Origin of the sequence: Rhodovarius crocodyli (genome assembly GCF_004005855.1) — a bacterium.
In the GTDB taxonomy this organism is placed as follows: Bacteria; Pseudomonadota; Alphaproteobacteria; order Acetobacterales; family Acetobacteraceae; genus Rhodovarius; species Rhodovarius crocodyli.
In genome coordinates, this window is the sequence record NZ_SACL01000001.1 from 99,866 (window position 1) to 112,949 (window position 13,084).

The following is a 13,084-nucleotide window of genomic DNA, read 5'->3' on the forward strand; positions in this document are numbered from 1 at the left end:
GACCCGGAAAGAGAGGTGCAGATCATTGCCCGGAGCCGCTCCGCCCCACTCGCTGTATTACTTCCATCACCTGCTCGCGGGCCCGCCGGATGGCTGGCCCGATGAGTTCGCCCGCATCGCGGCGCTGGGCTTCGACGCCGTGGTGCTGGCGCCGCCCTTCGCCACCGGGCGGGACGGCTCGGTGTTCCTGGCGGCTGATCACGGGCGGCTGCACGCGGCGCTGGGCGGCGGCCCCGCCACCGAGGGGTTGAGCCGCTTCGCCGCCATGGCGCGCGAGGCAGGGCTCGCCCTGCTGCTGGACCTGACGACGGACCGGCTGGACAGCGATGCCGTGCTGCTGCGCGAACACCCCGAATGGGCGCTGCCCGACCCGCGCGCGGAGCTTCCGCCGGACCCGAGGCAGGAGATCAATGCCGGCCGGCGCGTGGCCGCCCCGCGCGACTGGTGGCGCGCCCGCATGGCGGAATGGGCAGCGGCTGGTGTCGCGGGCTTCCGCTGCCTGGACGCAGGGGCGGGCGGCGCGTTCTGGGGCGGGCTGATCCGTGACCTGCGGGAGGATGCCGCCCAGCTGACATTCATCGCCTGGACGCAAGGCACGGGCGCCGCCCAGGCCGCGGATCTCGAAGGATGCGGCTTCGATCTCGTTTCCTCCTCCCTGCCCTGGTGGGATTACCGCGCGGCGTGGCTCGGCGAGGAAGCCCGGCGCCTCGCGCGGATCGCGCCGCCGCTGGCCATGCCAGAGACGCCCTTCGCCCGCCGCCTGGCGGCGAACAGCGCCGACCGCCGGCAGGCCGTGCGTCAGGCCCGACGCGCGCTGCGCTTCGCCGCCCTTTCGGGTTCCGCCTGGCTGATGCCCATGGGCTTCGAGTTCGGTGACCTGCACCGGATGGGCCATGGCATGGGCCAGTCACGGGACTTCGCGGCGCTGCGGCAGGCCCCGCGCCTGGACCTGCGGGAGGCGGTGCGCGAGGCGAACCAGGAACGCCGCACGCATGGCCTGGCCGGCAAGGGCGCGCTGCTGTCCGGCCCTGGCTCGCCCGTGACGGTGCTGGGCACGGGGTCCGCGCTGCTGCTCGCCAACCCGTCCCTGACGCGGCCCGCGGCCGTCGCGCCCTCGCAGCTGCTGACGCTGCTGCCCGAACCGGCCTCAGGGCCGGAAGCGCCCGTGACCCTCGCCCCCGGCGAGGTGCGCATGCTGGCCATCAGGCCGACCCGGCCGGTCATCCTGCGGCCTGAGGCCTCCCGCCGCGGCGCCTCGGCCGCGGCCGCCGCCCCGCGCATCGCCATCGAGGCCGTGCGTCCGGCCGTCGATGCCGGGCGCTTCCCGGTCAAACGCATCGTGGGCCACCCCGTGACCGTCACGGCCGATGTGTTCACCGATGGCGCGACGAAGCTCGCCGTGCGCCTGCTCTGGCGCCCCGCCAATGAGAAGGCCTGGCGCGAGGTGCCCATGCGGCCCGGCGTGAATGACAGCTACGCCGCGGAGTTCGTGCCTGACCGCGTGGGCCGCCATCTCTATGGCGTCTGCGCCTGGGTGGATTTCTACGCGGCCTTTCTCGATGAGATCACGAAGAAGCACGCGGCCGGCGTCGATATCGCGCTGGAGCGGCAGGAGGGCATGGCCCTGCTGGAAGCCGCCAGGACGAACCTGCCGCGCGCCGAGGCCGCCGAGATCGCGGCACTGTTGAAGGCCCTGCCGCTGGCCGGTGCCGCAGAGGCGGTCGAGCTGTTCGCCATGCCGCGCGTCATCACCCTGACCACCAAGGCGGACCGCCGCCCGTTCGAGACGATGCCCGACCCGCTGGTGCTGGATGTCGAGCGCCGGGCCGCGGGCTTCGCCTCCTGGTACGAGATCTTCCCGCGCTCCCAGAGCGGCGACCCGGCGCGGCACGGCACCTTCGACGACGTGATCGCCCAGTTGCCGCGCGTGCGGGAAATGGGCTTCGACGTGCTGTATTTCCCGCCGATCCATCCGATCGGGCGCAAGAACCGCAAGGGTCGGAACAACTCCCTGACCGCCGGGCCGGATGACCCCGGCAGCCCCTATGCCATCGGCGCCGAGGCCGGCGGGCATGATGCCGTGCAGCCGGAACTCGGCACGCTGGAGGATTTCCGGCGGCTGGTGGCGGCGGCGGCCGAACATGGGCTGGAACTGGCGCTGGACTTCGCCATCCAGTGCTCACCCGACCACCCGTGGCTGCGCGAGCACCCAGGCTGGTTCGCCTATCGCCCGGACGGCTCCATCCGCTTCGCCGAGAACCCGCCGAAGAAATACGAGGACATCGTCAACGTCGATTTCTACGCCAGGGACGCGGTGCCCGAGCTGTGGATCGCGCTGCGCGACGTGGTGCTGTTGTGGGCCGGCATGGGCGTGAAGCTGTTCCGCGTGGACAACCCGCACACCAAGCCCCTGCCCTTCTGGGAGTGGATGATCGCGGAAGTACGCGCCCGCGACCCGGACTGCGTGTTCCTGTCCGAGGCCTTTACCCGGCCCAAGGTCATGTACCGGCTGGCTAAGGCCGGCTTCTCGCAATCCTACACCTACTTCACCTGGCGCAATGAGGCCTGGGAGCTGGGCCAGTACATGCGGGAGCTGAACGAGGCGCCGGTCGCGGATTTCTTCCGCCCGCATTTCTTCGTCAACACGCCGGACATCAACCCGACCTTCCTGCAGCATTCGGGCCGCCCCGGGCATCTGATCCGCGCGGCGCTGGCGGCCACGCTGTCCGGGCTGTGGGGCGTCTACAACGGGTTCGAGCTGTGCGAGGCGACCCCGGTGAAGCCCGGCAAGGAGGAATACCTCGACAGCGAGAAATACGAGCTGCGCGCCTGGGACCACGACCGGCCGGGCCACATCCGGGCCGAGATCACCGCGCTGAACCGCCTGCGTCGGGAGAACCCCGCGCTGCAGAGCCATCTCGGCACCACCATCCTCAACGCCGGCCATGGCGGGATGATGCTGTTCGCGAAGGCGACGCCCGATCGCTCCAACATCGTGCTGGTCGCGGTGACGATGGACCCGCGCGACCCGATCGAGGGCCATATCGAGCTGCCGCAGCACGTCATGGGCCTGGGCTGGGGCGCGCCCATCCTGGCCGAGGACCTGATCGCCGGCGGCACCCGGCGCTGGGAGGGATCGCACCGAACCCTGCGCCTCGACCCGCACGCCCTGCCCTATGCCATCTGGCGCCTCAGCGCCGCAGACGAGGCCTGAACATGCCCCGCAAACCCACCAGCACCAACACCAGCACCACCGCCATCCAGGCCGGCGACGATCCGCTCTGGTACAAGGATGCGGTCATCTACCAGCTGCACATCAAGTCCTTCTTCGATGCCAACAATGATGGCGTGGGCGACATCCCGGGCCTGTTGCAGAAGCTGGACTACATCGCCGAACTCGGCGTCAACACGATATGGATGCTGCCCTTCTACCCCTCGCCGCGGCGCGACGACGGGTACGACATCGCGCAGTACAAGAACGTGCACCCCGAATACGGCAGCATGGCCGACATCAAGCGGCTGATCGCGGCGGCGCATGAGCGCGGCATCCGCGTGGTGACGGAGCTGGTGATCAACCATACCTCCGACCAGCACCCCTGGTTCCAGCGGGCGCGCCTGGCCAAGAAGGGGTCGGCGCACCGGGACTTCTATGTCTGGTCCGACGACGACCGGAAGTATGACGGCACGCGCATCATCTTCCTCGATACCGAGAAGTCGAACTGGACCTGGGACCCGGTGGCGGGCGCCTATTTCTGGCACCGCTTCTACAGCCACCAGCCGGACCTGAACTTCGACAACCCGCTGGTCCTGAAGGAGGTGCTGAACGTCATGCGCTTCTGGCTGGATTGCGGCGTGGACGGGCTGCGGCTGGATGCCATCCCCTATCTGATCGAGCGCGACGGCACCAACAACGAGAACCTGCCCGAAACCCATGTGGTGCTGAAGAAGATCCGCGCGGAGCTGGACCGCGTGGCGCCGGGCCGCATGCTGCTGGCCGAAGCCAACCAGTGGCCCGAGGACACCCAGCTGTATTTCGGCGAGGGCGACGAGTGCCACATGTCGTTCCACTTCCCCCTGATGCCGCGCATGTACATGGCGATGGCGCAGGAGGACCGCTTCCCCATCACCGACATCCTGCGCCAGACGCCTGCCATCCCGGACAACTGCCAGTGGGCGATCTTCCTGCGCAACCACGACGAGCTGACGCTGGAAATGGTGACGGACAAGGAGCGCGACTACCTGTGGGAGACCTATGCCTCCGACAAGCGCGCCCGCATCAACCTGGGCATCCGCCGCCGCCTGGCGCCGCTGCTGGAACATGACCGCCGCCGCATCGAGCTGATGAAATCCCTGCTGCTGTCCATGCCGGGCACGCCCGTCATGTATTACGGCGACGAGATCGGCATGGGCGACAACATCCATCTGGGCGACCGCGACGGCGTGCGCACGCCCATGCAATGGTCCCCCGACCGCAACGGCGGCTTCAGCCGCGCGAACCCGGCCAGCCTGGTGCTGCCCGCCATCATGGACCCCGTCTATGGCTATGAGGCGGTGAACGTGGAGGCGCAGGCGGCCGACCCGCATTCGCTGCTGAACTGGACGCGGCGCATGCTGGCGGTGCGCAAGCGCCACCTGTCCTTCGGGCGCGGCAGCTTCGGCTATCTGTATCCCGGCAACCGCAAGATCCTGGCCTATCTGCGCGAGCATGAAGGCGAGACGATCCTGTGCGTCTGCAACCTGTCGCGCACGGCGCAGGCGGTGGAGCTGGAGCTGGCGCAATTCGCCGGGCGCGTGCCGGTGGAGCTGCTGGGCGGTTCCTCCTTCCCGCCCATCGGCCAGCTGCCCTATCTGCTGACCCTGCCGCCCTATGGCTTCTACTGGTTCCTGCTGGCGACCGAGGCGGCGATGCCCGCCTGGCACATGCCCGCGCCGGAACCGATGTCGGAACTGTCCACCCTGGTGCTGCGCCGCAGCCTGTCGGAGGTTCTGCAACCGCCGATGCTGACCGGCCTCGAGGGCAGCATCCTGCCCGCCTATCTGGCGCGCCGTCGCTGGTTCGCCGGCAAGGGCACCGAGATCCAGGCGCGGCTGGCCTTCGTGGAGCCCATGACGACCGGCCATGGCGAGGATCTGCTGCTGGCCGAGGTGGAGGCGAACGACGCGACGGGCACCGGCCGCTATCTGCTGCCCATGGGCATCGTGTGGGAGGACGAGAGCAGCGCGGCCCTGCCCCAGCAGCTGGCCCTGGCCCGCGTGCGTCGCGGCCGCCGCGTGGGGGTGCTGACCGATGCCTTCGCGCTCGATTCCATGCCGGGTTCCGTGCTGCGGGCCCTGCGCGAGGGCGCGGTGATGCCGCTCAGCCAGGGTGAGATCCGCTTCCTGCCGACCTCCCTGCTTGAGGACCTGACGGTGCCCGAGGACGCGGAGATCCGGCGCCTGTCGGCCGAACAGTCCAATTCCTCGCTGATCATCGGGGAGCAGGCGGTGCTGAAGCTGGTGCGCCGCGTGACGGAGGGCATCAGCCCCGAGACGGAGATGACCCGCTATCTGACCGAACACGGCTTCGGCCAGACCGCGCCGCTGCTGGGAGAGGTGGTGCGCGTCTCGGCCGAGGGCGTGCCGCGCACCCTGGTCATCCTGCAGGGCTTCGTGCGCAACCAGGGCGACGGCTGGGGCTGGACCACCGAATTCGTCAGCCGCGTAATCGACACGCTGGCCGGGTCTGAACTGCCTTCGGACACGCAGGACGGGGTGTTCGACAATTACCTGGGCTTCGCCGCGGCCATCGGCCGGCGCCTGGCGGAAATGCACGCGGTGCTCAGCCGGCCGTCGGACGACCCGGCCTTCGACCCGGAGACGGTGACGGCCGCCGATGCCGAGGAATGGGGCCAGGCCGCGGGCCGGCAGATCGAGGCCGCGCTGGCCGCGCTGGATGGCGTGACGGCCTGGGGCGCGCCCGAGCACAAGGCGCGCGCCGTGGCCCTGAAACGCGGCCGCAACGCGCTGCTGGAGGCTGTGGCCGCGCGGGCGCGCGCGGCCGAGGGCACGCTGAAGACGCGCGTCCACGGCGATTTCCATCTGGGCCAGGTGCTGGTGGTGCAGGGCGACGCGTGCATCATCGACTTCGAGGGGGAACCCGCGAAATCCCTGGAGCAGCGCCGGGCCAAATCCTCGCCCATGCGGGATGTGGCGGGGCTGCTGCGCTCCTTCGACTACGCGGCGGCGGCGGCCGGGTCGGAGCGCGAGGGCGTGCAGGGCCTGCCGCCCGACCGCGCCGCGGCGCTGCTGGAGCATTTCCGCCAGAAGGCCGGCGAGAGCTTCCTGTCGGGCTATCGCCAGGCCGAGGAGCTGGAACCCCGGCCCCAGGCCGGCGACGCGGCCGAGGCGGCGCTGCTCGACCTGTTCCTGCTGGAAAAGGCGGCATACGAGGTCTGCTACGAGGCCGCGAACCGGCCCGGCTGGCTGCATATACCGCTGCAGGGCCTGCACGCCCTGGCCGCGCGCATGCTGGAGTGGGAGGCGCCCCATGGTTGAGTGGAAGCTGCCCGCCGATGTGGTCTGGGCGCTGGCCGATGGCCGCTATGGCGATGCCTTCTCCGTCCTCGGCCCGCAGATGACGGACCGGGGCCCCGTGGTGCGCGCCTTCCTGCCCGGTGCCCGCGCGGTCACGCTGCTGGCCGGGGGGCGGGACATCGCGATGGAACAGCTACACCCGGCCGGGCTGTTCGTCGCGGAGGGCTCGCACGCCCCCTATCGCCTGCGCGTCGACTGGAACGGCGTCATCGAGGAGAGCGAGGACCCCTACAGCTTCGGCCCCCTGCTGGGGGAGCTGGACGTGCATCTGCTGCGTGAGGGCCGGCACCAGGACATCGGCGGCTGCCTGGGCGCGCACCCCATGCGCATCGACGGCGTGGCGGGCGTGCGCTTCGCCGTCTGGGCGCCCAATGCGCGCCGCGTCTCGGTGGTGGGGGATTTCAACAGCTGGGACGGGCGGCGCCACCCCATGCGGCTGCGGCATGAGGCCGGGGTGTGGGAGCTATTCGTCCCGCGCCTGGAGGTGGGCGCGATCTACAAATACGAGATCCTGGACCGGAACGGCGATGTGCTGCCCATGAAGGCCGACCCCATCGCCTGGCAGGCCGAGGCGCCGCCGCGCACGGGCTCTGTCGTGGCCGACACCACCCGGCTGGTGCCGCCGCCCGCGCATCCCGCCGGCGACGCGCGGCACCGCCCCATCTCGGTCTATGAGGTCCATGGCGGGTCCTGGGCGCGGGGCGACGGCGACCGGCGGCTGGATTGGGAAGAGCTGGGCGACCGGCTCATTCCCTATGCGAAGGGGATGGGGTTCACCCATCTGGAGTTCCTGCCGGTCATGGCCCACCCCTTCGGCGGGTCCTGGGGCTATCAGCCGCTGGGGCAGTTCGCGCCCCATGCCGGTTTCGGCGCGCCCGAGCATTTCGCCCGGCTGGTGGAACGCTGCCATGAGGCGGGGCTGGGCGTGATCCTGGACTGGGTGCCCGCCCATTTCCCCACCGACGCGCATGGGCTGGCCCGCTTCGACGGCACGGCGCTGTATGAGCACGCGGACCCGCGCGAGGGCTTCCACCAGGACTGGAACACGCTGATCTACAATCTCGGCCGGCGGGAGGTGCGCAACTTCCTGATCGGCAGCGCGCTGCACTGGCTGGAACGCTATGGCGTGGACGGGCTGCGCGTAGATGCCGTGGCCTCCATGCTCTACCGCGACTACAGCCGCCGCCACGATGAATGGGTGCCCAACATCCATGGCGGGCGGGAGAATCTGGAGGCGATCTCCTTCCTGCAGGAGTTGTCGGAGGTGATCGAGGCGCGCTGCCCGGGCAGGCTGCTGATCGCGGAGGAATCGACATCCTTCCCCGGTGTCACGCGGCGTGCGGCGCAAGGTGGGCTGGGCTTCGACTTCAAGTGGAACATGGGCTGGATGAACGACACGCTGCGCTACATGGGGCGTGATCCGGTCTATCGCCGCTGGGACCACGGGCTGGTCACCTTCGGGCTGGTCTATGCCTTCTCCGAGCAGTTCATGCTCCCGATCTCCCATGACGAGGTGGTGCACGGCAAAGGCGCCCTGCCCGACAAGATGGCGGGCGAGGAATGGCAGCGCTATGCGGGTCTGCGGGCCTATCTGGGCTTCATGTGGGGGTATCCCGGCAAGAAGCTGCTGTTCATGGGCTGCGAATTCGCCCAGCCACGCGAATGGAACCACGACCGCTCGCTGGACTGGCACCTGCTGGATGAGCCCCGGCACGCGGGCATGCAGCGCCTGGTGCGGGACCTGAACCTGCTCTACGCCCAGAACCCCGCCCTGCATGCGCTGGACGGCGACCCGGCCGGCTTCCGCTGGGTGGCGGTGGATGACGCGGAGACCAGCGTCTTCGCCTGGCTGCGCTTCGGCCCTGAAGGCGCGGCACCGATGCTGGTGGTCTGCAATTTCACCCCTGTCGCGCGCGGCAGCTACCGGCTGGATGTGCCCGTGGCGGGGGAATGGCTGGAAGTGTTCAATTCCGATGCCGCTGTCTATGGCGGCGCGGGGGACGGCAATGGGGGCAGCGTTCAGGCCGTCGAAGGGTCGCTCTCGCTGCGGCTGCCCGGCCTGTCCACGCTGATCCTGACGCCCGCGCGGGGTTGAAGCGGGCGGGGCTTGGACATCGGGGCGAAACTGGCCGATCGTGGGGTTCCCCTTCGGAACCCGCCCGCCATGACCGACGACACCAAGGCCCGCCTGGACGCCCTGCACCCCGAGCTGGTGGCCATCCGCCGCGACATCCACGCCCACCCGGAAATGGGCATGGAGGAGGTCCGCACCTCGGCCCTGGTGGCCGAAAAGCTGCGCGGCTGGGGGCTGGAGGTGACGGAGGGCGTGGGCAAATACGGCGTGGTCGCCACGCTGAAGGGCCGCAACCCCGGCCAGCGCGCCATCGGGCTGCGGGCGGACATGGATGCGCTGTCGATCACGGAGGCGACGGGCCTGCCCCATGCCTCGACGAACCCCGGCGTGATGCATGCCTGCGGCCATGACGGCCACACCACCATGCTGCTGGGTGCCGCCAAGATGCTGAAGGATGACCCGGATTTCGGCGGCACCGTCCATTTCATCTTCCAGCCGGCCGAAGAAGGGCGCGGCGGCGCCAAGGCGATGATCGAGGACGGGCTGTTCGAGCGTTTCCCGGTCGATGCCGTCTATGGCCTGCACAACAAGCCCAACCGCGCGCTCGGCACCTTCGCCATCCAGCCCGGCCCCGCCATGGCCGCCGGAGACCGCTGGACCGTGACCTTCCGCGGCACGGGCGGGCATGGCGGGTCCACCCCGCATCTGGCCACCGACGTCACGGTGGTGACGGCCCAGTTCATCCTGGCGGTGCAGACAATCATCTCCCGAAACGTGGCCGCCATCGATTCCGCCGTGATCAGCGTGGGCGCGATCCATGGCGGGTCCATGGCCTCGACCAACGTCATGCCGGCGGAGATGGTGATCGGCGGCACCGCGCGTTCCTTCACCGAGGAAGTGCGCGACATCATGGAAACCCGCATGCGGGAGCTGGCGGCCGGCATCGCCGCCGTGAACGGCTGCACGGCCGAGGTCGAGTATCTGCGGCGCGGCACGGCGGTGGTGAACCACGCCGAACAGACCGCCATCGCCGCGAAGGCCGCCGCCGATGTGGTGGGCGAGGCCCAGGTGAACCCCAACGCGGGCCCCGTGACGGGCGGCGAGGATTTCTCGCTGATGCTGAAGGCGCGCCCCGGTTCCTTCATGTTCATGGGCATCGGCGCGGGTGGTGCTTCCTCCGAGGGGCTGCACACGCCGACCTATGACTTCAACGACGACGCCATTCCGCTGGGCGTATCCTACTGGCTGAGCCTGGTGCGGCAGGAGCTGGGGCCGGTGGAGGGGTAGCCCAGGCGGGCGGCGCCGCCCTGCTCGCTTGACAGCTCTATGACTGCCACTCAAGCTGATTGTCATACGGAGGACATGCCGAAGGTTCACCGGCCCCACACCCCTTGAGCAGGGGAGAGGAGGCTGTTGATGTCGTGCGAAATTCCGGCGCGAACTGCGCCCGCTGGCCAGGCATGACCCGGCCATGATGAACCTCATCATGATGCCCAACGCCACCGGCGCGCATCTGGGCGGCTGGCGGCACCCCGACGCCTGGACCGACACCGTGATGAACCTCGGCCATGTGGTCGAGGCCGCGCAGATCGCGGAGCGCGGCAAGTTCGACGCGGTGTTCCTGGCCGACGGCAATGCAGTGCGCGAGATGGACAAGCCCGCCCTGTTCGCCGCCAATTTCCCTTCCGCCCGCCCTGCCGGCTTCGAGCCCGCGACGGTGCTCTCGGCGGTGGCGATGAAGACCGAGAAGATTGGCCTGGTGGCCACCACCACCACCAGCTACGACGAGCCGTATTCGGTCGCCCGCCGGTTTGCCTCCATCGACCACATCAGCAACGGCCGCGCCGGCTGGAACGTGGTCACCAGCCAGTATGCCGGCGATGCGCTGAACTACTCACGCGACGAGAATTTCGGCCGCGACGAGCGCTATGACCGCGCCGAGGAATTCGTCGAGGTCGTGAAGGGCCTGTGGGACAGCTGGGACGAGGACGCCTTCCCGCAGGACAAGGCGACGGGCCAGTACCTGGACCCCGGCAAGGTTCACACCCTGAACCACAAGGGCACCCATTTCTCGGTGAAGGGGCCGCTGAACATCGCGCGCCCGCCGCAGGGCCACCCGCTGATCTTCATGGCCGGGCAGTCGGACCGGGGCCGCGAACTGGCGGCCAAGCAGGCGGATGCCATGTTCGGCGCGGGCGATTCCATGGAGAGCTGCCAGCGCGCCTATGCCGACATCAAGTCGCGCATGGCCAAATACGGCCGCGCGCCGGATGAGCTGCGCTTCATCCCCGGCATTTCCATCTTCGTGGGCCGCACGGAAAAGGAAGCCGACGACTTCTACCGCGAATTGCAGGACCTGATCTCGCCGACACTCGGCGTGCATTACCTCTCCAAGATCGTGGACCGCGACCTGACGCAGTTCGACCTGGACGAGGAACTGCCAGAGGTGCCCGCGACCGTGAAAAGCGGCACCAGCCTGCGCACCTACGTCATCGAGATGGCCCGGCGGGAGAAGCTGACCATCCGCCAGACCTACCAGCGGGTGGTGCCGGCCCTCGGCAGCCCGGTGGTGAAGGGCACGCCCGCCCAGGTCGCGGACAAGCTGGAGGAATGGTACCGCGGCAAGGCCTGCGACGGGTTCATGATCTCCAATCCCGTCATGCCGCGCGCCCTGCTCAATTTCGTGGGCATGGTGGTGCCAGAGCTTCAGAAGCGCGGCCTGTTCCGCAAGGACTATGAGGGCGACACGCTGCGCCAGCGCATGGGCCTGCCGACACCTGCCAGCCGCTACACCTCGCAGGGCGGCCTCGCCGCCGAATAACCCCCTTCGCCAACGCCTTCTCACCGGGAGAGATCGGCATGGTTGCCAACACTGTTTCACGGCGCGGGGCCTTCGGCCTCGGTGCCGGCCTCGCCGCCGCTTCGGGTGCGCGCGCGGCGGACCCCAAGCGCATCATCGGCGTGATCGAGGAAGATCCGCCCTTCATGAACCTGGCCATCAGCTCCGGCATCTCCAGCTCCGTCGCCAGCGCCCCCGTCTACAGCGCGCTGACGCGGATGGACGCCAAGGGCGACATCACGGGCGACCTGGCGGAACGCTGGGACATCTCGCCCGACGGCAAGACCTATACCTTCCACCTGCGCGAGGGCGTGACCTGGCATGACGGGCGGCCCTTCACCTCGGCCGATGCGCAGTTCTCGCTGGGGGAGCTGAACTCCAAGCTCAACCCCTATCGCGGCGCGCTGAAATCCATCGACAGCATCGACGCGCCCGACCCGCGCACGGTGGTGCTGAAGCTGAAGAACCCGCAGGCGTCGCTGATGGTCAGCCTGGGCAATTTCTGCGGCGCCATCCTGCCCAAGCATCTGTGGGAGGGCACGGACCCCGCTCGCAACCCGCACAACAAGAACCCGATCGGCACCGGGCCGTTCAAGTTCGTCTCCTTCTCACCCGGTGACCGCATCACCTATGCGAAGAACGAGAACTATTTCATCCCCGGCAAACCAGCCTTCGACGAGCTGATCTTCCGCATCATCCCCGACCCCGCGGCACGCATGGCGGCCTTCACGCGCGGCGAGATCGACATGGTGTATTCCTCGGCCCTGCCGGCCACCGAGATCCCGCGCGTGCGGCGCATGCGCGGCGTGGACCTGCGCTTCAGCGCGGTGCAAGCCAGCAGCTACCAGGCCTATATCAACATCCGCAACGCGCCCTTCGACGATGTGCGGGTGCGGCGCGCGCTGTTCCACGCCATCGACCGCAAATTCGTGCGCGACAGCGTGTTCCCGGGCCTGGCGCAGGAAATGGTGGGGCCGGTGCCGCCGAACTCCCCGCTGTATAACCGCGCGCTGACCGACTATGCGCTGGACCCGGCACGGGCCAATGCCCTGCTGGACGAGGCCGGCAAGCCGCGCGGAGCGGGCGGGGTGCGTTTCGACCTGCGCTATCTGTTCGGCGCCGCCGACCTCAGCGCCCGCAAGATCGGGGAGGTGATGGCGCAGAACCTGGCGGCCGTGGGCATCCGGGTGGTGCTGACGCCGCTCGATCGCGGCACGCTGATCCAGCGTGCCTATGTCGCGCGCGAATTCGACATGGTGATCACCAGCTTCGCGCTCGGGCCCGATCCGGATGTGGGGGTGGAGCGGTTCTACAATTCCAACAACATTTTCCCCGTCCAGGCGGTGAATTGCAGCCCCTATGTGAACCCTGAGGTGGACCGGCTGTTCGACGAACAGCGGGTTCAGACCGACCCGGCGCGGCGCAAGGCGATCTACGACCGCATCCAGGAGATCGTCTGGCGCGACGTGCCGACCTTCCCCTTCTGCTGCTACAGCCTGCCGGGCGCCGTGCGCACCAGCTTCGCGACCGGCGTGTTCGACACGGTGGATGCGCCCTCGCGCGAGGATTTCGCCTTCGCCGCACCGGCCGGGCGGTAA

6 protein-coding genes are annotated in these 13,084 nt (G+C 69.2%); all 6 read left to right on the forward strand.

Features of this window, described 5'->3' with window-relative positions; genetic code table 11:
• Nucleotides 1-25: 25 nt before the first annotated feature.
• The 6 genes from EOD42_RS00490 (at nucleotide 26) to EOD42_RS00515 (ending at nucleotide 13,084) form a co-directional block, all read left to right on the forward strand.
• Entirely contained in the window at nucleotides 26-3,214 is a 3,189-nt protein-coding gene (locus EOD42_RS00490) for an alpha-1,4-glucan--maltose-1-phosphate maltosyltransferase (RefSeq protein WP_240654729.1), read from the forward strand.
• 2 nt (nucleotides 3,215-3,216) lie between these two features.
• Nucleotides 3,217-6,534, forward strand: a complete 3,318-nt coding sequence (treS, locus tag EOD42_RS00495) for a maltose alpha-D-glucosyltransferase (protein ID WP_127785101.1) — start codon at nucleotides 3,217-3,219, stop codon at nucleotides 6,532-6,534.
• On the forward strand, nucleotides 6,527-8,668 hold the full coding sequence (gene glgB, locus EOD42_RS00500; protein WP_127785102.1) for a 1,4-alpha-glucan branching protein GlgB: 2,142 nt from the start codon (nucleotides 6,527-6,529) through the stop codon (nucleotides 8,666-8,668). The genes treS and glgB overlap by 8 nt, the downstream gene beginning before the upstream one ends.
• A 69-nt stretch (nucleotides 8,669-8,737) precedes the next feature.
• On the forward strand, nucleotides 8,738-9,934 hold the full coding sequence (locus tag EOD42_RS00505) for a M20 aminoacylase family protein (protein WP_127785103.1): 1,197 nt from the start codon (nucleotides 8,738-8,740) through the stop codon (nucleotides 9,932-9,934).
• Between the two features lie 184 nt (nucleotides 9,935-10,118).
• Complete coding sequence (locus tag EOD42_RS00510) at nucleotides 10,119-11,468, forward strand: LLM class flavin-dependent oxidoreductase (RefSeq protein ID WP_127785104.1); 1,350 nt, start codon at nucleotides 10,119-10,121, stop codon at nucleotides 11,466-11,468.
• Nucleotides 11,469-11,506: 38 nt separating this feature from the next.
• Nucleotides 11,507-13,084, forward strand: a complete 1,578-nt coding sequence (locus EOD42_RS00515) for an ABC transporter substrate-binding protein (RefSeq protein WP_127785105.1) — start codon at nucleotides 11,507-11,509, stop codon at nucleotides 13,082-13,084.